The following is a 24,494-nucleotide window of genomic DNA, read 5'->3' as shown; positions in this document are numbered from 1 at the left end:
GACGCATCGATGTACCGAGGACGATCACTCCCTTTCCGCAGTGTCGTATCGGTGCAGCATCTTTAGATCCCAAGCAAACGCACTGCTTATCCGACATATCAAATTGAGAGGCGTCAAAACAATGAGAAAAATAATTGCAGCGGAATTCATGACGATCGATGGTGTCATACAGAACGAGGAAAATGATGGCGACGGGTTTAAGTATGGCGGGTGGTTTTTTCCCTATGCGGACGAGGTGACGGGCGGCGTGGTGCAGGAGCGGCTGGCTAGACGGATGGATCTGCTGTTGGGGCGGAAGACCTTTGACGGTTGGGAGACGTACTGGCCGACGCATTCGAACTTCTGGCCGAACGTCATGACCGCAACGAAGTACGTCGCTTCGAACACACGCGACTCCAGCGATTGGCAGCCAAACGTATTCCTCAGCGGCGACATCGCTGAAAAGATCCGCGAGATCAAACAACAGGACGGCCCCGACATCTACGTCATGGGCAGCGCCGATCTGCTCCAGACCCTTTTCAAAAACGACCTCGTCGATGAGATGGAGCTAATGATAATCCCGATCACCCTCGGCACCGGAAAACGCCTCTTCGAAAGCGGCACCATCCCTGCGTCCTTCAAGGTGACAAGCAGCCAGATCGCCCCGAAAGGCATCATCTGCGTCACATACCAACGCGACGGTGACGTAAAAACCGGAGCCCCTCAGATAAAAGTGGACGATTAGTGCGCTCTGCTGTAGTGCAAGTTTGTCGTCCTACATCTCTTTAAGAAGAAGACTCTTTGCGGCCGGAATATTCGAGGGCGGCGATAGAACTTATCAGCCCGAGCGCGATGACAACGATGCGTATATATTCGAAATTGACCCAGGTCGTCACTTTGCTCTTGAGTTCTACGGGATCGAAATTCGTCGTCGAGCCCATATACATATTGATCGGGACAAAGATAGCGAAAGTTCCCGCCATGACGACGACCGCGATCAAAAACGTTAAGCCGGCAAATAGACGAACATTGCCCTTTTCACGCCAAACGGCAATTAACGCCACCAACGATGTCAGCAAACATCCGAACTGGGCGATCGCAAAGAAATCTGCGGGACTTCCGATACGCAGAAAATCCACGTATCTGACCACATCGGCAACCTCGCCGGACTTCCAGTTAGTGACGAGCACGAGCGATTCGTAAATGTGTCCGGAAAAGTGGAAACAATAGAACAGGACGGCGGCAAACAGCAATATTCGCTTCATAGTAGTTGAAGCCTCCTCGGTTGCTTTGACTTGAATTAGTGCAACACCTTTATAGTCCTTTGCTGCATAATAACCAAACGCCGAATGTTACTACTTAATAATGTTATTCCTGGCTACGAAGGCAGCCCGTGCCGAGAATGCAATCATCTGATTTCATAGTCTTTTGAGACGTGTTCGCGGCGTGAGAAAAATTATTACTTGGAGACCAAATATGAAGACAACAGCTTTTATTCTGATAATGTTCCTGTCCGGCGTTGCATCGGCACAGCAGAAACCGGTTACGGGCTATGCACCGGTTAACGGATTGAAGATGTATTACGAGATCAATGGAAGCGGAGAGCCGGTGGTGCTGCTTCATGGGGCGTTTATGGCGATCACGGACGACTGGCGTTTGTGGATCAACGAACTCGCCAAAACGCGGAAAGTCATTGCCGTCGAAATGCAGGGCCACGGGCGGACTACCGACATCAAACGCGATATCACTTACGAAAACCTCTCGGACGACGTCGCCGGACTGCTTGACTATCTTAAGATCCCGAAAGCGGATATTGTCGGTTACAGTTTGGGTGCAGGCACGGCGATGATGACGGCGATCCGGCATCCGGAAAAAGTGCGAAGGGTCGTCAGCATGTCCGCCCCGATCCGCCGCGACGGCTGGGTCAAAGAAGCTAACGACGCATGGCCCAATTTCTCGCCGGAGCTATTCAAAGGCACGCCCGCCGAAACCGAACGGGAGAAACTTAATCCTGTGCCGAACAGCTTCACGGATTTCTTCAACCACATCAAAGCCGCGGCAATGAGGCCATATGATTTCGGCGCCGACAATCTGAAGGCCACAAAAGCTCCATTCTTCTTCATCCACGGCGACGCCGACGGCGTACGGATCGACCACATTGCCGAAATGTACCGCCTCAAGGGCGGCGGCAACACCCACGCCGACATGCAGCCGCGTTCCGAATCGAGACTCGCCATCTTGCCCAACACAACCCACGTCACACTAATGGACCGCATGACAACGATCGTCCCGATGGTGAACGACTTTCTCAAAGCGAAGCAGCCGAAACAGTAGAAAGGCGAACTATCATCAGATCTGGCACTAATTCGCCCAATACAATTTTCTAAGTCTTTCTGTTAGTGAGTGATCGCTTTAGCGTCTTTTAAGGACGCTGCATGCTTCCAAAGTTCATCAAATATGGCGTAGTAATTTTTAAACATATCCTCATCAGCGAGACCTGTATTCGTGAATAAAATGACACCTACTTTTTGAGTCGGGTCATAAAGCATTTCCGTTTTTACTCCGGGGTCGGCTCCTCCGTGTCCGATCCTGGTTGTTTTGGCTTTGGTAGCCCAGAAAATTCCGGAGTTTGTTTCGGTTAAATCGATATTTTCAGGTTTATTTGACGCGGTATATTGAAATTTAAGCATTTCCTCAACCGATCGCTTTTTTAGAATTCTGGCTCCGTTATATTTCCCCGAATTTAATAAACAGACAAAGAACTTCGATAAATCTGAGACCGATGTACGAACTCCGCCATCAGGGTAGGTTGTTAGGCCGTACAACTGAATAGGTTTAATGCCGTCTGGTTGTTTATCATAAAGTTTTGAGTGGTTGGCCAGCTTAATTTCGGAAAAGAACCAACCCGTATCGTCCATCTTCAACGGTTTGAAAATATATCGTTTACTGTAAGCATTCAATTTCATACCGGTTCTGATTTCAACTATGTAGCCTGCTAACCCTGCGGCAATATTGGAATACTCCCGATAAGATCCTTGTCTTTTATTCAAATAATTATCCTTCGAATAATATTTACCGTTCGTTTCAAAGTAGTTTTTCAGAAACTCTCCCAACGGTTCCGGAGAATCGCCGCCGGAATGGTACGAAGTCCTATAGATCGAAGATCGGTCTGTGATCCCGGAAGTATGTGTGGTCAGATTTCTCAATGTAATCCTATCATTGGGGAAAAATGGATTAATCACTTTGAAAGGCAGATAGCTATTAATATCTTCGTCAAGAGATACTTTTTTTTCTTCAACGGCGCGCATCAAAGACGCTCCCGTAAAAGTTTTGCTGATCGATCCGATATTCATGATCGTATCTGGCGTGAAGGTTGTTTTCGTCTCTTTGTCAGCATATCCATATCCTTTGATCCAGACCAATTTTCTGTTCACAATGATTGCTGCCCCAAGTCCAACCAATCCTGATTCATTCATTTTCCTTTCAACAAAGCTATCGAGCGAATTCTCTTTTTTAGCCGGAGCTTGTCCCACAGCAAATTGCACGGCGAGCAAATACAACGCGAAAAGAGTCAAAAAACGATTAGACCGAACGAGATTCATGCGCATAAAAATATGTACCCTTTAACAAAAAACATCGAGCCATTAATTGTATCGCTAAAGAACGAAAAGTAGGGTTGGACTTGATGGAATGAAGACAGTTAATCCGACATGGAGTAGAATCGAAATGTTCGCTGTGTTTCTGTGGTGATAAATCCGGGAGAAAAATATATGGCAAAGGTAACGGGCATCGGCGGGGTATTTTTTAAGAGTGCGGGCAAGGGAGCGGATCTCGCGGCGTGGTATGAGAAAAATCTCGGCATCAGCCTCGAGAGCTGGGGCGGCTCGATACTGAAGTGGACTGACGATAAAGTCGTCGACGGCGGCATGACGGTCTGGAGCACGGCCGACAGCGAGTCAAAATGGTTCAGCCCGAGCGAGTCCTCGTTCATGATCAACTATCGCATTGACGATATGGATGAAATGCTCGAACAGCTCAAGACAAATGGCGTCGAGATCATCAAAGGCCCCGACACGGATTTCAACGGAAAATTCGCCTGGATCATGGATCCCGACGGCAACAAGGTCGAACTCTGGGAACCGGCGGTTTAGCCGAGTCAGAACCGGCCCCATTTATCACAAAAGTGAGAAAGCCCGACGTGCTCTCCCCTTCACGTCGGGCTTCTTCAATATGGCCGGGACTTAATGTTACGGCCACACTTTTGATGTCAGGTCTTCCTCATCGACGACCCAGTCGCTATGGCTCCCGGTTCTGACACGTGTTTTCAATAGTCGAGCACCGGAAGAAGTACTTCCTTTTTCAACTCGATCTCAAATTCCTGGTCCTTTCGCAGCCTCACGTCTTTGCCTTTTCTCAACAAGGCGACTGTTCCACCTGCCCCGGCACCGGCGGCTCCGCCAATCAGCGGGCCCGCAGTAGTTCGGGTTGCCGCTCCGATCGCGGCCCCGGCGGCGGCTGCTCCGAGGATGCTGAGTGCGGTGAACGCATTCGAAGACCTTTCCGCAAGCGGTTTGATCATCGTGCCCTCGATCCGGCGAGTTTCGCTCGGGAATTTGATCGTCTCAAATACCACATCAAGGCTTCCGCCCTGGCTTCCTCCGGCGGCAGTTTTTACCGCTTTTACGCGGCCCTCGACGACGGTTCCGATCGGCAGAACGACTGCTTCGCGAACTTTGACCGGTTTGGCGATGGTCGCGAGGAATGTGTCGTTCACGCTCGATACTTTCGAGTTGATCTCAGCATCGAGCTTAAGCGTGATCCGCGTCCCGGCCGGCAGACGATAGATCGAATCCGCCTGAGCGTACAAAAGAACTGAATTTGCAAATATCAATAGCGAGAGTGCCGTTAACTTTCCTACACAAGCGAAGCGGTGCATAAAACCAACCTCCAATCTTCGCGTTCGTGCGGCTCTCCGCCTCACGCGAATCTATTTAGCAATGACCGTGCCATCGGCCACAAGTTACAAATAAAAGGCAAGAATGTCGAGAATTGCACACTTTTTACAATCACTCATTCTGCTTGACGAACCTTTTATAACCGTTTCGGGTATTGGATGCACGAAATGGGAGAAGTGTTGGAAGTGAGCGGTTGGCGGTGAGCAGTAAGCGGTAAGCAGCAATCAGTAAGCAGTTCGATGATGCCGTCTTGCTCCAACTGCTCACCGCTGAACGCTGAACGCTCACTCCTCACTGCAAAATAGGATGCCCGCCGCCTTTGCTGTGGTCGGCGGTGGCGTTATAGCGGCGGCGATCGTTGTGATAGAGCACGATGTGCTCTCCCTCATAGCGGACGACGTCGGAAATGCGGTCAAACTTGTTCTGATGCTCCGCGATAATGAACGCGCAAGGCGTGTACGCGAGCACCATTCCGGCGGCGTAAATATAACCGCCCTGATCATATACACTGCCCGCATATTGCTGCGCACCGACCGCAAAATCAGGCGAATACTCACCCGCCGCATTTTTCGTCCGATCGGCCCTGGCGATGTAGATCGTGTAATCCGAGTAATTCAAACGGGTCCGGTAACCATTCTTTCGAGATACGGCAAATAGGTCAGTCAGCCCTTTGTCGATGGCATTCAAGACGGTCGCCGTCGGCCTATTTACGGCGTAGATCGTCGCGCCTTTCGGCGTTTTCGCGGAGATGGTAAACCGGTCGCCCGTAATGCTTTGAGCCTTCGCTGTAACGCTCGAGTTCTGTCCGTACGCAATTGAGCCAACGCAGGTCACGACAGCAAACATCCAAGCCAGCGTTAAGAGTGATAGTTTTTTCATATTAACTCCCAGTTGCGTCAGTGCAATTAGGATACCAAACCTGCCTTGCCGCCGGTTGGATTTGAATCGCGGTACAATTTTGCAGTATTATTCGCCTTTCTAAGGTTCCAACCAAGATCTTCTAGTTTTATGTATCTGAAACAACCTTTTATTTACTTTCCCTATAAACGATCGGCCACAATTGCCGCAGCAATATCACTCCTGGTGGTCGGAGCTCTTTTTCGAACCGAAGGAATCTTGGTTCGTGCTGATTCAGTTATCGGCAATGTAACGGTTGGCACAGGCCCGAGTGCCGTTGCTGTAAATCCAATAACAAATAAGATCTATGTCGCGAACGCCGGAAGTTCCACCGTGTCGGTCGTTGATGGTACAAACAACGCGACAGGTACGATCCCGGTTGGCACGAATCCCTCTGCGATCGCGATCAACGCAGCGACAAATAAGATCTACGTAACCAATCGCGGTAATGGCACCGTGACTGTAATCGACGGTGCGGACAACTCCGCAGTGACACTTTCGGTCGGTTCGTCACCGGGGGCGATCGCGGTCAATTCGGTAACGAACAAGATCTATGTGACCAATCAGAATAGCTCCGATGTGACAGTTATTAATGGGATCGATAACTCGACTGTGAACGTCCCTTCAGGGGCATTTCCTGACGCGGTCGCCGTAAATATCGCTACGAATAAGATCTATGTAGCTAATATCAATAGTTCGACGGTCACGGTCATCGACGGTGACACCAATTCTGCGACCAGTGTCGCCACCGGGATCGGCCCGCATGCTTTGGCGGCCAATCCGGTTACCAACAAGATCTACGTTGCTAATGGCGGATCAAACGGTACCGTCACTGTCATTGACGGGACAAACAACTCAACTACGACCGTAGCGGTGGGTGCTTTCCCTAACTACGTCGCCGTTAATCCGGTTACGAATAAAGCGTATGTTACGAGTCATAGCGGTCAGTTGACGATAGTTGATGGTGCTGATAACTCTACAACCTCGGTGTCCACGGGTCTCGAATCATTTGCGGTGGCGGTCAATGCGGTCACAAATAAGATATATGTTTCGCACCAAAACAACGGGGGGCTTGTGTCGGTTATCGATGGAGCGAACAACTCAACCACAAACGTTGCGACCGGGGCATCGTTTCAAACAGCGATCGCCATTAACCCGGTCACCCATACGACCTATGTCGCCAACCAGGGGAGCTCGTCTATTTCGGTTATCGATGGTTCTGACAACAATAAGGAATTCGTGCCGGCAGGCTCGGGTCCACATCGATTAGCGATAAACCCCGTCACGAATAAGATCTATGTCGCCAATCAGGACAGTGCGAATGTAACGGTAATTGATGGAAATAATAACGCTGTTTCGACAGTTGCCGCCGGTTCAATTCCCTACGCCGTTGCTCTCAATCCGATCACTAATAAGATCTATGTAGCAAACTGCGGTGCCTGTGCACCCGGGGGGTCTGGGCCCGGCAGCGTCACGGTCATAGACGGCACTAACAACTCAACTGTCACGCTCACGGCGGGCTCGGGCCCAAATGGAGTTGCGGTCAATGCTGTAACGGACAAGATCTATATTACTAACTTCTTCAGCGGTGATGTGACGGTGATCGACGGAACCAATAATTCGACTTCGACCGTCGCAGTTGGGAGTCGCCCCGTTGCGGTGGCGGTTAACCCGGTCACCAATAAAGCCTACGTCGTGAATCGTGACAGCTCAACTATAACTGTGATCGACGAGAATAACGCGACGTTGAATGTACCCGTCTCCCAGAATCCCCAAGCAGTTGCAGTAAATACGGTAACAAACAAGATCTATGTTTCAGGCGGGCTCAGCGATGTTGCCGTGATCGATGGAACCAATAACACGATATCGACTATTTCGGTCGCAAATAATCCCACTACTGTTGCAGTTAACTCGAGAACAAATAAGATCTACGTTCTCAGCTGTCCTAGTTGCGGCATAGGCGGCCCGGGAATAGTCACGATATTGGACGGGGCGAATAATTCGACCTCGTCGGTCGCTGCGGGCGGCGGTTCCACCGACCTAACCGTTAATCCTGCCAATAATAAGATCTACGTTTCCAATTTTAATGCCAACACAATTACAGCGATCGACGGAACCAATAACTCATCATCAATCGTATTTAGCGACCGCTCTCCCTTAGGCATAGCAGCTAATCCAATAACCAACAAGGTATATTCCGCTACGTTCGGTTCCAGAACCGTAACCGTGATCACGCCGAACCGGACAGGTACGAGTTCGCTCAATACGACTGTCACACCTCTTCCCGGAAATACGACGACAAATTCAAGGCCGACATTTACACTGACAGCCAGTTCAGCGTTCTCGCCCAATGCTCCGCCGCCAAGGAACATCTACTACCAGTTCGATACGAGGAACGGGCCGTGGACCAAGGCGGTCAATACAGCTAGTACGGCGACATCTCTCACCGCGACCGCGGCACCGATCGGCGTTTTTGCAGGGCTGCAAAATGGTATCCACACCTTGTATTTCTTCGCTACCGACGGCTTCGATTCGACGTCGATCAATTCAGCTGTGAATGAACTGGGCGATGCAGCAAGTCTGGAATCGTCATCCATTATAGGCGGTGTTAATGCCTATACGTTTTTGGTAAGCGCCCCACAATTCCAGGTTGCAGCGTCTATTTCCGGGCGGGTTTTCACACCAAATGGCCAAGCTCTAAGAAACACAGTCGTGAAGCTCACGTACGAGGCGGGCAACAGCACGACGGCAACGACAAGTTCGTTCGGCGTTTATCGCTTTGATGGGCTACTACCCGGTTCGACCTACACCCTCAGCGTTGTTTCAAAACGTTATCGATTCACACCAAGAGAATTGACTGTTAACACGAGTCTGACAAATGTGGATTTCGTTGGATTAGAATAGGAATTTACTGCGAGATGAATCGGAAAGCGATTACCGCCAAAATAATTAACAAGACGATCACTGCCCCAACGATCTGTGAGCGGGAAAATCGCATTTAATTTACCCAACTCGACTTGGCGGGGCCGTCGAGCAATAGCGCCGGATTTATCTTGAACTGCAGCATTTTCGCCGTCTCACGCCCGCCGTCGCCGCCTTTTCGCTGGACGGTGATTCGGCCGATCTTGAGGTTGCCGTTGCGGGTTAGCTCGACCTTGCCCGCGGCAAAAAAGGCGATCGTTTCGGCATCAGTTTTGATCACCCAACGCGTCTTGTCCGTCGCCTTCATCGCGACCATTACCCAACCCGCGGCGTGCGAACCGTCGCCCGCGAAAAGATCCGAAACGATCTCTGCCTTTTTCGCGGTAAAGAAATCGATCACCGCCTTTTGCGAAGCCGCATCGAGTTCGTTTAGGTACATACGGTTGGTTTCACGAGAGGGTTTGATCGGCGGTGTTTCTCCGACGAACAATTTAAGCGCCGCCTGAACATCCGCGGGCATTTTCCACATCTTTGCATAGGTCGCGAGCCAGCGTTTGTCGATCTGGTTAAATCCGGTCGGGCTGGAGACGAGCTTGATCGAGATCCCCTCCCGACTGGAGCGCAAGCGTCCCGCTTGCCCGCCTTCAGTATTTTTCTCTCTCGTTGTCACCACGACTTCAACGTCTGCCTTCTCGCCGTGTGGCTTCGCGGCAACCACATTCTCGATCTCGGCGAGTTTGTAATTCATCGCGACGAGCCAATCCTGTGCGTCTTTGTCGCCTTTCCAATTGTTAAATTTGTCACGGATCTCGTCCTCGTTCTTGAAGCCGTTCTTAGCAGTATTCGAACCGAGCGCGACCTTTGCGGCGCTCGACGTTTGCCCGTAAGCGCCGGAAAAGCAGCCGACGATCAGCAAAAACAGGAACAATAGAACGATACGTGAGCGAATTAACATCGTTTGAAAAGAAATTTGATTGATAATATTCGAGTCTTGGCGTAATTTCAATGAAACGAGTTGAGGAAACATGAAATGCCGAACAGATCCTTCCGCACAGTAAACATTCTTGTAGCTCTAGCGATAATTGTACTCGCTTCAGGCATGCTCGTGGCCCAATCCGGGCGCCGCCTTCCAAAGGGCAGTCCGCCAATTGTAACCCCGACACCGACACCGGAGCTGGTTCAGCAGTCAAAACCACCACCGCAGCCGGACTTTATCCTGAAGGTCTATTCTGACATCGAACTAGGCAGCACTTTCGGCTTGCCGATGCCGGAAAGGATGCAAAGGTGGGCGGTTGAGAGACTGAAAAAGACGCCACTGCTCGACGTTCGCGATGCGGGCCTCGTCAATCGCCGTGATGCCATCAAACAAGCGAAAGTCGAGACCGCGGCTTATGTCGTCCTGCTCGAGCTCGAGGCCGACCCGTTCGTGCCCTATGGAACGAACGCGGTTCGCGCGATGCAACTCCATCTAACCGTTTATCATCCGGTGACGGCGAAAGTTAAGTTCAAACGAACACTCGCAATTGGTCAGAATTCGACTCGGCTGCCTGGTACGCGAACAGTCTTGCAGGCTTGTAATCCGGGCCTGTATGGCAACGAACTGCTTCTCCTTGAGGCAAGCATTGAGGCAGCGGATTCTGTGATGAACACGTTCAACGTCCCGCTGCCGCCGCTCTGCAGCGGAACGGGGATCTAGAGAAAAACGATGGATACAGCAACCAATATCCTTATAGGAATTGTCGCCGCTCTGCACCTTTATTTTCTGGTTCTGGAGATGTTTTTGTGGGACAAAGCGCCAGGTTTCAGGGCGTTCGGCCACACTCCGGAGCACGCTGCGATCACGAAAAAGCTGGCTGCAAATCAAGGCCTATACAACGGGTTTCTTGCCGCCGGGTTGATCTTTGGCATCGTCGCCGGAGCTCACGACGGTTTTCACATAAAGATCTTTTTCCTCACCTGCGTGATCGTTGCCGGAATTTTCGGCGCGGTCACGGTCAGCCGAAAGATATTTTTCATTCAAGCACTACCGGCGCTCATCGCACTTATTTTGCTGCATCTGCACTGATGCCCAAAGTAATAGCCGGTCGTTCGGCATAGGTTTATACTTGCAAGCTACATATGCCGGATATCAAGTTAGTTACAAAAGTCATTTTCGGCCTGCTTTTTATCGCGGCCGGAGCTAATCATTTTCGCGATCCAAAATTTTACGAGGCGATCATGCCGCCGTATTTGCCGTGGCACTATGCACTGGTGATCATCAGCGGCATCGCCGAAGTTGTGCTTGGGATCGGGCTTCTGATACCGAAGGCCAGCGTCTATTCGGCCTGGGGATTGATCCTGCTGCTGATCGCGGTTTTCCCGGCGAATATCCACATGACCATGCACCCTGAGCTTTATCCGAACATTCCCGTCATTGGGCTTTGGCTGAGATTGCCGTTGCAGGGCCTACTGATCGCGTGGGCGTATTGGTACACCCGTTAGCTGGCGATCAATATATCGCGTGCCAGAATGTCAGCGTTTAGCGAACCGCGTGTCACCTGATCATAAACGAAAATGCGATCGCGGCCTTCGCGTTTTGCCTGATATAGGGCGGCATCGGCTAGTTTGATAAGGTCTGCCTCGGTCATATCAAAATTAGCAAAAACAGTAGCTATCCCGGCGCTTACGGTCAGGAATTCGCTGGTCAGAGATTCGCTGTGACGAATCTGCATTTGACGGATACTTTCGACCGCCTCTTCGGCGATCTGCAGAGCACCGGCGGCATCGGTTCCGCCGAGGACCATGGCAAATTCTTCGCCGCCAAATCTTGCCACGAGGTCGGTCGGACGGTGAATAGTTCCGGCAAACGCCTCGGCAACTCGCTGCAAACAATCATCGCCGGCGTGGTGGCCGTACGTGTCGTTGTAAAGCTTGAAATGATCGATATCGATCATGATGAGCGATATCTCTGTCTTAAAACGCACAGCCCGGTGCCATTCGTCAGCCAGAAATGCTTCAAATCTTCGACGGTTACCGATCTTGGTAAGGCCGTCGGAATTGGCGAGATTTTGTAGATTCTCGTTTGCCTGGGCGAGTTCGGCGGTGCGCTCGGCGACGAGCCGTGTGAGCTTTCGCTCACGGGCTTCGAGTTGGTGAACGCTGATCTTCCAGATAAGCAGAAGTCCGAGTGCCGCGATCAAAACACAAAGGAAAATAAAGGCCCAGGTCTGGTAAAAATAGGGCCAGAGGTCCAGTTTTACGGTCGCATCATGCTCGCTCCACACGCCGTCGCTATTGGACGCCCTAACGCGGAACGAGTAATTTCCGGGCGGCAGATACGAGTAGTTTGCAACTCGACGCGTTCCGGCTTCGATCCATTCTTCGTCGTGGCCTTCCATTTTATATTGGAATTTTATCTGTTCCGGCTTGATCGTACTGATACCCGTGTAGCGGATCTCAAGGTCCTGATGGCCCGGCTCTATAGAAGCACCGCCCAGAAATCCGATGGATCGCCGCTCAGACAAGACGTCTTCGACCACGACATTCGGCGGCTGGGGATTTGGCGTTTCGGCGGCCGGATCTACTATCGAAACTCCCTCTTGCGTCGGGAACCATATCTTTCCGTCCTTGTCTCTCAAACTTGCCGGCTGACGGCCGCCGTTACATTCGTTCGAGAGCATTCCGTCCTCTTTTCCATAGCCCACGCTGTTAATGTTTGTGATGTGGCCATCGGCAAGGTCGTTGAGCTCCTGTTTTTTAACGCGATAGATGCCCCGATTTGAGCTGATCCAGAAGTACCCGGCTCCATCCTCCTCGATCGCAAATACACCGCTGCTATAGAGGCCGTTCGATTCCTTGTAATTCACGAACTCGCCGTCCTTGAACCGGCTCATGCCTTCGTCGTAAGTACCGATCCAGAACGTACCGGCCTTGTCCTCATAGATCGTGCGCACGTAGTTGCCGGCGAGGCCTTCTCTTTTTGTATAGTTGGTGAACTGTCCGTTCTCGAACCTGCTTAGGCCGCCGTAGCCGCCAAACCACAGAACACCTTTTGCGTCCTCGTGGATAAAGGTCATGAACTCGTTGGGCAAACCGTCTGATGTGTTGTATCTTGCGACCTGGCGATAGTCGCGAAACTGGATCAAGCCCTTATTCGTTGCGGCCCAGACATTGCCCTGGCTGTCATTTTTGATCGCGAAAACGTGCGAGCCGTCGAAAATAGATTCCGCTTTGCCGTTTGAGACGACAAAAATGCCGCCGCCGTTCAGGCCGACCCACATCTTGCCGTTCGCGTCCTCATATAATGACTGCACCGACATACGCCCGGTGTGCCACTGCTTGTTCTCTGGAACCGTCGTATCGACGGGCCTGATATCAAGAGCCTCGAACTTTCCGTTGCGATAGATGCTCAGGCCTTTTGTCGAGCCGATCCAGATATTGTCCTCGTGGTCACGAAGCATGGGATAGATCTCGGAATGATCGATCCCATCGGCCGTACTGTAACCCTGAATGACCTGTTTTCGTCGGCGGATCAATCCTTTGTCCGTGGCGAGCCACGTCGTGCCCTCGCGGTCGTTGAACAGGTCCACGATCGACGTACTCTTCAAACCGTAGCTAGTGCCCCATATACTCAGAGCGTCGCCATTGAACTGGACCAACCCGACACCGGTGCTGGACGCGCCGCCGCTCGAAAGCCAGACGCTGCCGTCCGCTTCCTGCCAGAATGAATGATAGATCGAGTTTGATGGAAGTCCGTCCTTGTCACTAAAGGTCTTAAGAACGCCGTTCGTGATGCGGTGGACCGAATTTTCACCCAGCCAAAGCGACCCGTCGCGGTCCTCAAAGATGTTAGGACGGAATTTGAGATCCGTGAAATCGATCGGGATGAAATTACTCTGGCCTTCACGCTCCTCAAAAACACCGTTGCGCGTAACGGTCCAGCGGATACCGAACTTACCGTTAACGATCTGATCGGCTTCGTACGGTATCTGTTTCTCGACAAACTCAAATTTGCCATCGTTTAGGTGATACCAACTGCGGCCCGTACGGTCCTCGTCTTCGCTCAGAAAGCGCAGTTGGCCGTCGGGCTCCGCCTCGATCTTTCCGATATAGTGGCCCGGAACCTGATCTGACGAAAGCGTTGTAAAAACGCCATTTCGATAGATCGTCAAAATGCCGTCCTCCATCGTCGTGGCGTAGATGGTACCGTCCTTGTCGGCATAAATGCCCGTAAAACGGTTGTTTGCGATGCCTTTTGTATTTCCCTTATTGAATGTCGTGAACCGTAAGCCGTCAAACCTAACGAGCCCGTCGAACGTGGTAAACCAGAGGTAACCATCCGGCGTCTGCGTTACCTGGCGAACGCCATTTTGCGGCAGGCCGTTATCGGTCGTCCAGGAATCGAAACGATATTGGCCGAGAACGCGGAATGACGCAGCCAGGCCAACTATTAGGCAAAAACCGATCAATAACTTTCGTTGGAGATTCATTAGGAGAGCACGTTAGCGAGGAAATGTGGAGGAAGAGGGACAAAAACGGAGAGCGTATCGATAACGCCAAATATTATTAAACAACAATGTTCAAACTGCCGTCAATAGTTTTGTTTTTCAGGAGAGAAAAGATCTTTAGTACATCTTCGTCACATCGACGCCAGTGTAATAATGTTTGATGATCTCGTCATATTTCACGCCCATTTTAGCGAGGCCGAACGCTCCGTACTGGCACATCCCGACGCCGTGGCCCCAACCGCGGCCCGTAAAGGTATAGCTGGCAACCGTCGACCCGCTGTAGCGTTTATTGATGACAAAAAGCTGTTCGTTGAGACGCAAGGCCGAACGGATCTTGCCGCCCTTGAGGATCTTGGTACCGTTGGAGCCAACTATCTCAAGCTCTACTGCCCGTCGCGAATATCCAACTTTCTTAACATTCAGATCATAGAGCGTGCCGATGCCGCGAACATAGCGTGAGAGCCGCGACTGTACATCGCCGGCCCCGAGAGATTTGTTCCAAAGGACGAAGGGCGACAGGTTTTCAGCCGTGGTTGGCGTATCGGTCGGTTTGATCTCAAGATATTTGACCGCGCCGAGGGCATCGAGCTGATAATTGACCGTCTCCCCGCCAACGAGGGCAGCTTCCTTGACCGGATACATCGTCGCTCCGAATTCACGGAACAGAAACACGTCGGGCCGTATCACGAGCTGCTTTTCTGTCTTTCCGGTTCTCAATACGAGTTTGCCATCGATCGAAGCTTTCGTAGTTGCGGTCAAAGTCTCGGTCATCCACTTTTTCTTTTCGTAGATCTGGCGGATCAGGCGCAGCATCCTGGCTCTTGAGAATGGCCGGTTCGGCTTTAGCGTCAGGTCGGGATGGATCGCGAAATATCCGTCGCGGAGCAGCAGAGCAAAGTCAGCACGCCTTTCCTTTGGGATCTCTGCGGCATCATCGAAGGAAAGCTGATAGTTAATGTCAGAATCGGTCAGCATCGTGTCCGCGTAACCCGGCGCGTAGATGAAGCTGGAAATGATGCGGGCGAGTTCGGTCGGCTTAGCCGTGTTTTTATCGACGTTCGGATAGGTTTTGCCGAAGCGGCCTGCGAGATTATTTAGCCAGTTCGACATTTCGCTTTCAGTCGGAACGTCCTCAAACCAATCATCCGTCATCTGCGTCGTCGAAAGTTGAAAGCCGTTCGAAGCAAGCACGGACATCAGCCGGACGAGCTCGAGATTTCCCTCGTCGCGGAGTTTGGCAGGAATTCGTGAGGTCTTTACAAAGAACGGCTCGAAATGGCGACGGCCTTCGAGCGAGCATTCGACGCCTTTCAGGTACGGCTCGCTCTTGTCAAAGATATTTTCGCCGTCCTCGGTTCGTCCGCCGCAGGTCGACGTGAAATATGCCATGATCGGCTTGCCTTGGTACGTTGCAACCATTCCCCGGGTTGCTTGAACCGCCTGGGTTCCCATTTTCGTCTCGATCGAAACGCCCTTATAAACCTGCGACCAGATCGTCGGCACCATGTCGAAACCCTGTTTCCCGTATCCGCCGATATTCGCGATCGCATAGGTTCGAGCGGCGACGGCCTGCGCCTTTTGAGCCTCGAGCTGAGGCAAGCCGAGTTCCGCCGGAACAACGCCAAGCAGGTAATCTTCGAGCGGAACTACATTGACGACGGTGAGTGAGCCGCGAGCGTTAACAAAGACCTCGATCTTGCCGCGGTAGGCTTTTCCATTGAGGCGAACGGGATTTGACCGCTCGTTGACGGACCCAAAGGCGATCGATTTTAACGATGAATATCTGGCAGGCTCGCTCGGGCCGTTGACAATAACCTCACGCAGGTTGGCGGCGACCGTTCCCGTCACATTGGGTTGCGTCGAACCCGTTGGTTTGATCAGGCTGCGAACCTCTGATGGGCCGCCGGCCTTGAGCTGCTGCGACAAAGCGATGGCGTCTTCAGAAACAACCGTCTTTTTCTCAACGACCACGACAGCATCATCAAACCCCTTTTCCGCAAGTCTTGCCTTTAGTTCGTCCGCTTCAATACTAGATTCCTTGACTGAACCGACCCAGATCTTCCAGGTGTTCGATGCAGTGTCGAGGCTCGTTAGTGCCGTTTCGCCGGTGGCCTCCCGGATCTCGTAAGCCATCGTGTTCGCATCATTTTGTGACGGCAGGTTCTGAAATTCAATGCGGTAATTCTCGATCTCGGGCGGCCGATAAGCCCTCGCCGAAACCGTCACCCGGGTGGTCGCCAGCAATTTGGACGGCTCGTCCGGGCTCACCGCAACCAGCGATGAATCGGTTGTGGTGATCGATACAGAGCTCGAGTTCGTCGAGAGCCCGATCCTGATCATCGGCTCAGAAGCAAGCCTCGTGAATTCAATAGTGTCCGCCGAGATCGTACCGACGATCAAGATAACGAGAGCAAATACCGAGATCCAACGTCGAATTGCCATCTTTTAATGATATCAAATTAATTCTTTGCAGATGAGCTCTTTTCCCGAGAACTTCTTCCAGAGCACGAAACTTAATTGACGCAGCGGACGAATGCCATTTTTAAACCTATGGGAAGAACGCAGCCGGAATTTACAACTGATCTCGCAACGGTACTCGAACGGGTTGAGACGGTCGACCCGATTCGATACGCCCGTACGAGGAATTTTATCGACGGCGATGTAACTTATCTATCGCCGTACATCTCGCGTGGCGTTATATCGACGAAATACGTGTTGAAGCGAACCCTTGCTCGCGGGTTCGAGCCGCGAAAGGTCGAAAAGTTTATCCAGGAACTCGCCTGGCGTGAGTTTTACCAGCGAACGTGGCAGGTAAAAGAAGAGATGATCGACCGCGATCTGAGGCAGCCGCAGGAAGGTGTCGCGAATTCACAGATCGCCTCCTCGATAGTTAACGCAGTTACCGGGATCGAGGCGGTCGATTCGGCGATCAAGGAATTTTACGAAACGGGCTATCTACACAACCACGTCCGAATGTATACCGCGGCGATCGCCTGCAACATTGGCCGCAGCCATTGGCGTACACCCGCCCGCTGGATGTACTACCACCTGCTCGACGGAGACTGGGCGAGCAACGCGATCAGTTGGCAATGGGTCGCGGGAACGGCGAGCAGTAAGAAATACTTTGCGAATCAAGAGAACATCAACCGCTATTGTCACACGCGTCAGACCGGCACTTTTTTGGACGTTGACTATGCCGATTTTGATTCAATGAATATTCCGGCGGAACTATCGGAAACAACCTCGCCGGTTATGACTACATATCTGCCCGAAACAAAACAGCTCGAGATCGATAAGTCGATCCCGACGCTGATCTACAACAGCTACAACCTCGACCCGAATTGGAATGCAGATCTTACAGCAAACCGCGTCCTTCTACTCGAACCGTCGCATTTCCTGCGCTATCCGGTCTCGTCCAAGGTAATGGACTTCATACTGGCTGTTGCTCAAAACGTCGAGGGCATTCAGATGTTCGTCGGCGAATTCGGAGATCTATTAAGAAATTACGGGCCCGCAGACATCAGGTATAAGGAACATCCTCTGAACGGTCATTACGTTGGCACCGAGGAGAGCCGTGATTGGATGTTCGACGTGCGTGGGTATTTTTCGTCGTTTTTCTCATTCTGGAAAAAATGCGAGCGTCAGCTTAATTAACTTCTTATGCTTATTAATTATAATGAGATCACCGAACTCGACCGTATCTACCGCCTAAATCTGATCAATGCGATCACCGGTATCAAACCTGCAAACCTGATCGGCACGATCTCGGCTGATGGGCGGACAAACCTTGCTATATTCAGCTCAGTCGTCCATCTCGGCAGCGATCCGGCGATCATCGGAATGATCCTTCGCCCGGCGGGTGAAGTTCGTCGCCACACGTATGAGAACATCATTGAGTCCGGCGTTTACACAATAAACCACGTTACACCGGCGATCATCGAGCGAGCTCATTACACATCGGCAAAATTTCCGCGTGATATATCAGAGTTCGACGCGTGCGGTTTGACGGAGGAGTATTTGGATGGCTTCGCAGCTCCGTTCGTTCAGGAAAGCTCTATCAAAATAGGTTTGAAGTTCGAAGAAGAGATACCGATCGAACGAAACGGAACTTCGCTAATCATCGGCAGCATTCAGGTCGCGTCGGTTCCGGACGAGGCAAATAACGACGGACACCTCGACCTCGAGAGATCTAACACGGTCGGCATCTCAGGGCTCAACAGCTACTACACGGTGCAGAAGAAAGCTCAATTTCCTTACGCGCGGCCGGAAGAACTGCCGAAATTCGAGTAAATGCTTGAATGCCGGCTATTTTTCTAGAGCATTGAATATGAACGGAAATGTCCCCCAACTTTGTCCGCGATGCTGCGGGCGGAAAGCGAACAGGATGATCCTGCCTTTTCCGTACGAAGCCTCAGCGAGAGCTGTTTTACCGTTCACGAATTTTTCACCCAGCATCCAGCCGGACAATAACGCATCTTTTTTTGCGTAACGTGCGATCGTCCTGACCTTCTTATCATCGGTTACGTCAAAAGCCGAGCTGTTCGTGAAATATGCGGCCGTGTCCGCCCGCAGGCCTTTTGCGAGCGGGTCGTTTGTTTCAACTTCGAGCTTTACGACCGAACCGGGATTATAGAATTCACTGCGTTTCAGGCCGGTGACCACGTTCTTGATCGGCAGGTTAAATCGCTTTATCGCCATTTCGCAGGAATCGTCAAAGCAGATCAGTGTGCCGCCATCGGAGACAAATTTCTTGAGATTTTCGACTCCGGGCTCGCCGATACCACCCGCGAGTTCGGCTGGATATCGATCCGCGCTTAAGCCCTTTACGATCGTGTTTTCGCCGTCGGCAGGAAGTATCAGAGCATCGACTTTTAGCTCACCACCGCGAATGTCTTTGTCGGTGATCGAACGATACGGTATTTGAAACGTATCGAAGACGAGCCGCGTCCAGCCCTCGTCCATCGATCCTGAGTAACTCTTGTAAAGACCGATCTTAGGATTCGTCTTCAGCGGATTCGGTTGTTTTGCGAACGGCGTTCCCTGCGGCCCAAGGTTCATCACGGCTCGTGCCTGATCGATGTTCTCAACCTTTTTGAGCGTCGATCTGTCTTTTTCCAGGTCACGGATCTGCCATACGGTTTCGGCCTCGACACCCATCTGAAGCGGCAGCGTCCAGCCGGCGACATCGTACGGTACCTCAGCCTCTCCATTGGCATTGCGGCGGTCGGGATAGACCTGCTTCTCAAACAGGCTGAGGACGTTATTCTTCTGCGGCTGATTCACGAAGACAAGAAAGCTGCCGAGGGGCATTTCGTGAAAGACCTGGGTCGCCTTTTCGTGCTTAACGTAAAGCTCCTGTGTCATCTGGTAAACTTCCATCCCCTGAGCCATCAAGATCTCGAGAAAACGCGATACTGTACCTGCATTCGGCTGCCCTGCGGGCACGATGAACGCGACTGGATCTTCGCCTGTTGGAGACAGATTTGCTTTACCAAGATCATAGAAATTCTGGAGATATCGCGGGCGGAATTTTGCCGCCATTTGAAGTAGGCTTCGCGACGCGGACATCTCGATATTCGCGATGTCCACCGGCCTCCAAAGGCCGCCTTCCCAAGTGTCGGGATAGTTGGTCGCAGGCTCGAGCAGATTCGAAAGGCCGCGGGTCGCACGGTTTCTCGCCAGGTCTTCTTTCTTGATCGTGACCGGCGACATCAGATTCGTGCTGGCAGCTTCGGACAGAATACCGATCGAATTGTGATAGTAAGGAGCGGAGCGAAAGCCGCCATGCCACCATGTGTCGTACGTCGAATTAGTTGCAACGCCTGCTATATTCTTTGCCTGTAGATCGGCGGCCATTTTGTATCCGATCAGTCCGACCTCTCGCAGAATAGATGGCGAGATTCTGGGATTAATCGGATCAAAGAATGGCGGGATAATGAACCGCGAGTTATTCTGCCCTTGTTGGTGAACGTCGTAAACGAACTGCGGAAACCACTGCTGCCAAAAGAACTTTGTGATCGTCTGAGTCTCGACGAGGTTGAGCATGAACCAGTCACGGTTGTCGTCGTGGCCCGCATAGTGATGATAGAGTTCAGGCGGCGAGGTGCCTTCGCTCTTAGTGCCGAGCGTTTTGCGGTACCAGTTCGCCACAATGTCGATACCGTCAGGGTTGGACGACGGGATCAGGAGCAGGATCGTGTTGTCGAGGATCTCTTTGGTTTCGCTATCATTCGCTGTCGCAAGTTCGTAGGCAAGATTCATCGACATCTGCGACGCAACGATCTCTGTCGAATGGATCGAACATGAGATCGAGACGATCGTTTTACCGTTCTTGATCAGGTCGGCAAGTTCTTTTTCGTCCTTTACGGTTCGCGGGTCGGCGAGTTTTGCTGAGATCTGACGGTATTTCTCAAGATTCTTGATGTTGTCCGGCGACGAAATGAATGAAACGATCAGCGGATTTCCATTCGTCGTTTTTCCGATCTCCTTGACCGCGACCTTGTTGCTGGCTTTATCGAGCTTCGTAAAGTAATCGTTGATCTGTTTCCAGTCAGCGATCGTCTTGTCATCCGTCGGATTAAATCCAAGAACTGATTTCGGGCTCGGAACTTGAGCGGCGATAGCGAGGCTAAAGAATGTTATTAAACCGCAGATCCGCAGGGCCGCGGAGAAAGAATGGGCAAATTCACTAATGTTGAACTTACGAAATCGAGTAGAAATGTTCATAATCTTAAAATCCTACCCTCAGCGTCTTTGCGACTCTGCGGTAAAAACCAAATATGGCGAACGAATATCTTGAAGCGGTAGAGCAAAATCAGAAACTGACTTTTCCTGTTCAGAAGTCTAACAAATCGAGCCTTGCCGGGAAAATACGGTATTGGTGGAGTTGGTTTGTAGCCTGTTCGCTTTTGCTCTTCATTGCGACGCCCGCACTGTTATTTCTTTGGATAATTAACCGCCGAATGTGGCTTTATCCGCTGGCGCAATGGGGAGCGAGAACATGGCTTCATGCGTGCGGTGCAACGGTTAAGGTGACCGGGCAGGAGAATATAGACCCGAACCGCAGCTACGTTTTTGCTTCGAATCACCGTTCGTACCTCGATACCGCAACCTTGTTTTTCTATGCCGGACAGAAGATGGGTTTAGTTGCAAAAGCTGAGCTGCTGAAAGCTCCGGTTCTCGGCCAGGGCATGGGCTTCGTGAATATCATCGCCATCGACCGCAGCAACCCCGAACGCGCTGTCGCCTCGATGAAAAAAGCTCGCGAGGTGATGGACGATGGCTATTCGTTCGGCGTCTTTGTCGAGGGAACGCGCGGAATGCCGGGCGAACTGCTGCCCTTCAAGAAAGGAGCATTTCACCTCGCACTTCAGACCGGTTCGGCGATCGTGCCCGTGGCGATAAAAAATTCTGATTGGATGATGGGTAAGCGAACGGGCGTGGCTTTCAGCGGTGAGATCGAAATGGTACTCCTCAAGCCGATCGAGACCGAGCGGAAAACCGCTGAGGACCTGATGGATCTGCTCAAGGAAACGAGGCTTGCTATCGCCGAGGAACTGGGAGATAGTGAAAAATAAAAAGAGCAGAGACGCGATAATTACGCGCTCTGCTCTTTACTTTTAACTTTGCAATTTTAACTATTAGCTACTCCGGCTTCTTCGCCGTCGGTTTAGGGGTTGGCGTCGGCGTTGGCGTTGGGTCGTCGTCGAGGATCCTGACCTCCGATCGGCCGACCGAGTACTCTGTGTACCTTACGCGCATCCTGATTCGAAGAACGGCTCCGTCATCAAAAACAAGTTCATCATCAGCCCGGGCATCTGACGGGAACCAATATTTGCCGTCGATCTGCTCCCTCGTGGTTTCGACGATCGGGAATTTATTTTTCTTGGTCTCAGGCAGGCCTTTGCCGCGGGATTTTACGATCATCAGGTCATCGACATCGACCCAGATCCGGCCCATAAAATATCTCTGCTTTGTCTTGCTCGCGTCCGGCATGACCTTTGGCGCAACGTCAAATACGTACAAATTCAGCTCATCGATCTTCTGCATACCGACGTATGAAAACTTGTATTGCGAGACCATCGATGGCTCGAGCGCGAACGGATTGACGCCGCCGAGATCCTCAAGATCCTCCGGCGTAACCATTCCGGGTGGAGTCGTTGCGATCGGAGCGAAAAGTATCTTCTCAAATCGAACGCCCTCAGAATTGAAGGTCATGTATGAATCACGCCGGTAGGTGCCCGCGATCTGGCCGCCCAGCCCGATCTCGTTGACCGTGGCATACCGCTTGAACGCGTAACTTCGCAGTGCGACGCGAAAATCACCCTCATTCTCAGTGACCTTTTTAATTATTCGATCGATCTCCGCCTGGCTGAGCTCTTTCCGCGTTATGTTATCAGCAACCTGCGCCGAGGCGATCATCGAGACAGCCGCGAGGAGAAGTAATAAGACAAGGTTCTTTTTCATTCTGTTTAGATTATCTTACACGAGCTAAAAGCATAGATGCCAGACGAAGCGAAATAGTTGACAGGCGAAAAGCAGTTCATTGAACGAGGGCACTTTTGGCAGCTATCATACGCACAAAACAAAAACGGGCTCGAAAGCCCGTTTTTAGTGAGAATTAGAAATTTATTTTTAATCAACAAAGTCGATCTGCACTCTGTGAGGAATGATGCCTGCCTTGTGGCCCTCATCGAGCAATAGCCGGACGGCCTCGCGGCCGCGGTCGCCGTAGTCGAGCGTCAGGTCATTGACCCACATCGCGACGAATCGATCGGCAAGCTCCGGCTGCATATCGCGTGCGAACTGCATCGCATATGCAAGCGCGTCCTCGCGGTTCTCCATCGAGTAGGCAATGCTGGCGTGCAGGTATTTCGAAACTTCTTTCATCAATTCCGGACCAAGGTCGCGGCGGATGACGTTACCGCCCATTGGGAGCGGCAGCGAAGTTTTCTCATGCCACCATTCGCCGAGATCGAGAACCTTATACAAGCCCAACTGATGATAGAAAAGCTGGCCTTCGTGGATGAGCAAACCTGCGTCGACATCGCCCTTCAAAACTGTGTCGATGATCTCGTCAAACGGGACGACGACGTGTTCAAAATCGGCGTTATAGATCTTGAGCGCGAGATATGCACTCGTCAGTTCACCGGGAACCGCGATCTTCATTTTGCCGATGTCTTCGGCTTTTTTGGGTTCTTTCGACACAACGATCGGGCCATATTTATCACCGATGCTTGCTCCGTGCGGCAACAGTGCGTATTTGTCCGCGATGTACGCGTAAGCGTGGAAGGAAACGGCCGTCACATCAAAGACGCCGTTTTTGGCATCTTCGTTGAGCGTTTGAATATCCTTGAGCGTGTGCTCAAACTTCAGGCCTGGGGTCTCAAGCTTGTTTGTAGCAAGCCCATAAAACATGAAAGCATCATCCGAATCGGGCGAATGAGCAACAGTGATGGTCCGTTTTCCGGGAGTTTCGTTAGCGTTTACTGGCATACTTCTAAACCTGGGAGGTGTACACATTGGTGTCGTACAAAACCCTTATTCTACCGTTTTCAGCGTGTTTGGCAAATAGGCCGTCTAACTCTTTGACCATCTCGTCGAAAACAGCATCGGACTCGTTCGGCATGTAGGAAGACGACAGCATACGGCCTTTAATTCCATCGAAATCGAAATCCTGATGATTTGGAAATGTCGTGGCGGCGTATTCCGTTCGAAAGAAATCCGATAATTGATCTCCAGCGATATTCTCGTGACGAACATTGCCGTAATCGTAAGCGTATTTGATGAGGAATGCCTCGTAGTCCACCAAAAATGGGGTGGAATCGAGCTGCCGCTCGTTCCAGATCAGCACGATATGGCCGCCGGGTTTGAGAATTCGGTTAAATTCGGTGCGAGTTTTCTCCGGCTCGAACCAGTGAAATGCCTGGGCCGCAACGACGAGGTCGACCGAGTTTTCTGGAAGCGATGTGTCCGTCGAGTTTGCGTCGACAAGCTCGAATTCAGGAAAGCCAGCGAGATATTCGACAGCCGCCTCACGCATCGCGGCGTTTGGCTCAATTCCGATAACGCGGTTCCCGTTTTCGAGGAATATCCTGGATGAAATGCCGGTTCCACAACCGATATCGGCGATGACCGAATCTAACGTCAGGCCACACTTTTCCGCCAAATAGCCGATGATCGCCGCCGGATAGTGCGGACGATATTTTATGTAGTTGGCAACGCGGTTAGAAAATCTTTCGACGGAATCGGTCAT

General features: G+C 51.5%; 21 protein-coding genes. 10 read left to right on the top strand and 11 right to left on the bottom strand.

Annotated features, from left to right (window positions below):
- The first annotated feature begins 121 nt into the window (after positions 1 to 121).
- Positions 122 to 724: a dihydrofolate reductase gene (locus IPG22_11045; protein MBK6588820.1), complete on the top strand. Its 603-nt coding sequence runs from the start codon at positions 122 to 124 to the stop codon at positions 722 to 724.
- Positions 725 to 764: 40 nt separating this feature from the next.
- On the opposite strand, the gene IPG22_11040 is transcribed toward IPG22_11045, so the two are convergent.
- Positions 765 to 1,244: a DUF1772 domain-containing protein gene (locus tag IPG22_11040; GenBank protein MBK6588819.1), complete on the bottom strand. Its 480-nt coding sequence runs from the start codon at positions 1,242 to 1,244 to the stop codon at positions 765 to 767.
- Positions 1,245 to 1,482: 238 nt separating this feature from the next.
- On the opposite strand from IPG22_11040, the gene IPG22_11035 reads away from it, so the two are divergent.
- Entirely contained in the window at positions 1,483 to 2,313 is an 831-nt protein-coding gene (locus tag IPG22_11035) for an alpha/beta hydrolase (protein MBK6588818.1), read from the top strand.
- A gap of 62 nt (positions 2,314 to 2,375) precedes the next feature.
- Here IPG22_11035 and IPG22_11030 read toward each other — a convergent pair whose 3' ends face one another.
- Positions 2,376 to 3,581 (bottom strand): serine hydrolase, encoded by a 1,206-nt coding sequence (locus IPG22_11030; protein MBK6588817.1) that lies wholly within the window; start codon positions 3,579 to 3,581, stop codon positions 2,376 to 2,378.
- A gap of 168 nt (positions 3,582 to 3,749) precedes the next feature.
- On the opposite strand from IPG22_11030, the gene IPG22_11025 reads away from it, so the two are divergent.
- Positions 3,750 to 4,130, top strand: a complete 381-nt coding sequence (locus IPG22_11025; GenBank protein MBK6588816.1) for a VOC family protein — start codon at positions 3,750 to 3,752, stop codon at positions 4,128 to 4,130.
- A 173-nt stretch (positions 4,131 to 4,303) separates the two neighbouring features.
- Here IPG22_11025 and IPG22_11020 read toward each other — a convergent pair whose 3' ends face one another.
- Together IPG22_11020 and IPG22_11015 are read right to left on the bottom strand one after the other, a co-directional pair.
- Positions 4,304 to 4,915: a hypothetical protein gene (locus IPG22_11020; GenBank protein MBK6588815.1), complete on the bottom strand. Its 612-nt coding sequence runs from the start codon at positions 4,913 to 4,915 to the stop codon at positions 4,304 to 4,306.
- A gap of 310 nt (positions 4,916 to 5,225) precedes the next feature.
- Positions 5,226 to 5,813: a hypothetical protein gene (locus IPG22_11015; GenBank protein ID MBK6588814.1), complete on the bottom strand. Its 588-nt coding sequence runs from the start codon at positions 5,811 to 5,813 to the stop codon at positions 5,226 to 5,228.
- A 129-nt stretch (positions 5,814 to 5,942) separates the two neighbouring features.
- Between IPG22_11015 and IPG22_11010 the strand changes: the two genes are divergently transcribed.
- Positions 5,943 to 8,735, top strand: coding sequence for a hypothetical protein (locus IPG22_11010; protein ID MBK6588813.1), 2,793 nt, complete (start codon positions 5,943 to 5,945; stop codon positions 8,733 to 8,735).
- Between the two features lie 94 nt (positions 8,736 to 8,829).
- Here the strand turns inward: IPG22_11010 and IPG22_11005 are convergent, their stop codons facing one another.
- Complete coding sequence (locus IPG22_11005; protein ID MBK6588812.1) at positions 8,830 to 9,708, bottom strand: type II restriction endonuclease; 879 nt, start codon at positions 9,706 to 9,708, stop codon at positions 8,830 to 8,832.
- 75 nt (positions 9,709 to 9,783) lie between these two features.
- Between IPG22_11005 and IPG22_11000 the strand changes: the two genes are divergently transcribed.
- From IPG22_11000 to IPG22_10990, 3 genes are read left to right on the top strand one after another with little or no spacing between them, the layout of a single operon-like run.
- A complete protein-coding gene (locus IPG22_11000) occupies positions 9,784 to 10,449 on the top strand; it encodes a hypothetical protein (GenBank protein MBK6588811.1) in 666 nt (221 codons plus the stop codon).
- A 9-nt stretch (positions 10,450 to 10,458) separates the two neighbouring features.
- Complete coding sequence (locus IPG22_10995; protein MBK6588810.1) at positions 10,459 to 10,818, top strand: DUF1304 domain-containing protein; 360 nt, start codon at positions 10,459 to 10,461, stop codon at positions 10,816 to 10,818.
- 53 nt (positions 10,819 to 10,871) lie between these two features.
- Positions 10,872 to 11,234 carry a DoxX family membrane protein gene (locus IPG22_10990; protein MBK6588809.1) on the top strand — a complete coding sequence of 121 codons (363 nt, stop codon included), beginning with the start codon at positions 10,872 to 10,874 and terminating at the stop codon, positions 11,232 to 11,234.
- On the opposite strand, the gene IPG22_10985 is transcribed toward IPG22_10990, so the two are convergent.
- Positions 11,231 to 14,221: a diguanylate cyclase gene (locus IPG22_10985; protein ID MBK6588808.1), complete on the bottom strand. Its 2,991-nt coding sequence runs from the start codon at positions 14,219 to 14,221 to the stop codon at positions 11,231 to 11,233. The genes IPG22_10990 and IPG22_10985 overlap by 4 nt on opposite strands.
- Positions 14,222 to 14,356: 135 nt before the next feature.
- Entirely contained in the window at positions 14,357 to 16,681 is a 2,325-nt protein-coding gene (locus IPG22_10980; protein MBK6588807.1) for a SpoIID/LytB domain-containing protein, read from the bottom strand.
- Positions 16,682 to 16,789: 108 nt separating this feature from the next.
- Here IPG22_10980 and IPG22_10975 point away from each other — a divergent pair, with 108 nt between their 5' ends.
- Together IPG22_10975 and IPG22_10970 are read left to right on the top strand one after the other, a co-directional pair.
- Positions 16,790 to 17,893, top strand: coding sequence for a deoxyribodipyrimidine photolyase (locus IPG22_10975; protein ID MBK6588806.1), 1,104 nt, complete (start codon positions 16,790 to 16,792; stop codon positions 17,891 to 17,893).
- A gap of 6 nt (positions 17,894 to 17,899) precedes the next feature.
- Positions 17,900 to 18,529 carry a flavin reductase family protein gene (locus tag IPG22_10970; GenBank protein MBK6588805.1) on the top strand — a complete coding sequence of 210 codons (630 nt, stop codon included), beginning with the start codon at positions 17,900 to 17,902 and terminating at the stop codon, positions 18,527 to 18,529.
- A 15-nt stretch (positions 18,530 to 18,544) separates the two neighbouring features.
- On the opposite strand, the gene IPG22_10965 is transcribed toward IPG22_10970, so the two are convergent.
- The gene (locus IPG22_10965) at positions 18,545 to 20,965 is read right to left on the bottom strand and encodes a hypothetical protein (GenBank protein ID MBK6588804.1); all 2,421 of its coding nucleotides are present in this window, start codon (positions 20,963 to 20,965) and stop codon (positions 18,545 to 18,547) included.
- Between the two features lie 53 nt (positions 20,966 to 21,018).
- On the opposite strand from IPG22_10965, the gene IPG22_10960 reads away from it, so the two are divergent.
- Positions 21,019 to 21,816, top strand: coding sequence for a 1-acyl-sn-glycerol-3-phosphate acyltransferase (locus IPG22_10960; protein MBK6588803.1), 798 nt, complete (start codon positions 21,019 to 21,021; stop codon positions 21,814 to 21,816).
- A gap of 67 nt (positions 21,817 to 21,883) precedes the next feature.
- Here IPG22_10960 and IPG22_10955 read toward each other — a convergent pair whose 3' ends face one another.
- From IPG22_10955 to IPG22_10945, 3 genes are all read right to left on the bottom strand, one after another.
- Positions 21,884 to 22,705 carry a hypothetical protein gene (locus tag IPG22_10955; protein MBK6588802.1) on the bottom strand — a complete coding sequence of 274 codons (822 nt, stop codon included), beginning with the start codon at positions 22,703 to 22,705 and terminating at the stop codon, positions 21,884 to 21,886.
- 168 nt (positions 22,706 to 22,873) lie between these two features.
- The gene (locus IPG22_10950) at positions 22,874 to 23,734 is read right to left on the bottom strand and encodes an ABC transporter substrate-binding protein (protein MBK6588801.1); all 861 of its coding nucleotides are present in this window, start codon (positions 23,732 to 23,734) and stop codon (positions 22,874 to 22,876) included.
- A 4-nt stretch (positions 23,735 to 23,738) separates the two neighbouring features.
- Complete coding sequence (locus tag IPG22_10945; protein ID MBK6588800.1) at positions 23,739 to 24,494, bottom strand: class I SAM-dependent methyltransferase; 756 nt, start codon at positions 24,492 to 24,494, stop codon at positions 23,739 to 23,741.

It is taken from the genome of Acidobacteriota bacterium, assembly GCA_016703965.1.
GTDB lineage: Bacteria > Acidobacteriota > Blastocatellia > Pyrinomonadales > Pyrinomonadaceae > OLB17.
The sequence above is the reverse complement of the archived record's forward strand: the minus strand, read 5'-3'. Positions and strand labels throughout refer to the sequence as shown.

What these genes read in the sequence shown, in the direction of transcription:
- IPG22_11045 (MBK6588820.1), top strand. Translation starts at nt 122, where the DNA reads ATGAGAAAAATAATTGCAGCGGAATTCATGACGATCGATGGTGTCATA.
- IPG22_11040 (MBK6588819.1), bottom strand. Translation starts at nt 1,244, where the DNA reads ATGAAGCGAATATTGCTGTTTGCCGCCGTCCTGTTCTATTGTTTCCAC.
- IPG22_11035 (MBK6588818.1), top strand. Translation starts at nt 1,483, where the DNA reads ATGTTCCTGTCCGGCGTTGCATCGGCACAGCAGAAACCGGTTACGGGC.
- IPG22_11030 (MBK6588817.1), bottom strand. Translation starts at nt 3,581, where the DNA reads ATGAATCTCGTTCGGTCTAATCGTTTTTTGACTCTTTTCGCGTTGTAT.
- IPG22_11025 (MBK6588816.1), top strand. Translation starts at nt 3,750, where the DNA reads ATGGCAAAGGTAACGGGCATCGGCGGGGTATTTTTTAAGAGTGCGGGC.
- IPG22_11020 (MBK6588815.1), bottom strand. Translation starts at nt 4,915, where the DNA reads ATGCACCGCTTCGCTTGTGTAGGAAAGTTAACGGCACTCTCGCTATTG.
- IPG22_11015 (MBK6588814.1), bottom strand. Translation starts at nt 5,813, where the DNA reads ATGAAAAAACTATCACTCTTAACGCTGGCTTGGATGTTTGCTGTCGTG.
- IPG22_11010 (MBK6588813.1), top strand. Translation starts at nt 5,943, where the DNA reads ATGTATCTGAAACAACCTTTTATTTACTTTCCCTATAAACGATCGGCC.
- IPG22_11005 (MBK6588812.1), bottom strand. Translation starts at nt 9,708, where the DNA reads ATGTTAATTCGCTCACGTATCGTTCTATTGTTCCTGTTTTTGCTGATC.
- IPG22_11000 (MBK6588811.1), top strand. Translation starts at nt 9,784, where the DNA reads ATGCCGAACAGATCCTTCCGCACAGTAAACATTCTTGTAGCTCTAGCG.
- IPG22_10995 (MBK6588810.1), top strand. Translation starts at nt 10,459, where the DNA reads ATGGATACAGCAACCAATATCCTTATAGGAATTGTCGCCGCTCTGCAC.
- IPG22_10990 (MBK6588809.1), top strand. Translation starts at nt 10,872, where the DNA reads ATGCCGGATATCAAGTTAGTTACAAAAGTCATTTTCGGCCTGCTTTTT.
- IPG22_10985 (MBK6588808.1), bottom strand. Translation starts at nt 14,221, where the DNA reads ATGAATCTCCAACGAAAGTTATTGATCGGTTTTTGCCTAATAGTTGGC.
- IPG22_10980 (MBK6588807.1), bottom strand. Translation starts at nt 16,681, where the DNA reads ATGGCAATTCGACGTTGGATCTCGGTATTTGCTCTCGTTATCTTGATC.
- IPG22_10975 (MBK6588806.1), top strand. Translation starts at nt 16,790, where the DNA reads ATGGGAAGAACGCAGCCGGAATTTACAACTGATCTCGCAACGGTACTC.
- IPG22_10970 (MBK6588805.1), top strand. Translation starts at nt 17,900, where the DNA reads ATGCTTATTAATTATAATGAGATCACCGAACTCGACCGTATCTACCGC.
- IPG22_10965 (MBK6588804.1), bottom strand. Translation starts at nt 20,965, where the DNA reads ATGAACATTTCTACTCGATTTCGTAAGTTCAACATTAGTGAATTTGCC.
- IPG22_10960 (MBK6588803.1), top strand. Translation starts at nt 21,019, where the DNA reads ATGGCGAACGAATATCTTGAAGCGGTAGAGCAAAATCAGAAACTGACT.
- IPG22_10955 (MBK6588802.1), bottom strand. Translation starts at nt 22,705, where the DNA reads ATGAAAAAGAACCTTGTCTTATTACTTCTCCTCGCGGCTGTCTCGATG.
- IPG22_10950 (MBK6588801.1), bottom strand. Translation starts at nt 23,734, where the DNA reads ATGCCAGTAAACGCTAACGAAACTCCCGGAAAACGGACCATCACTGTT.
- IPG22_10945 (MBK6588800.1), bottom strand. Translation starts at nt 24,494, where the DNA reads ATGACCGATTCCGTCGAAAGATTTTCTAACCGCGTTGCCAACTACATA.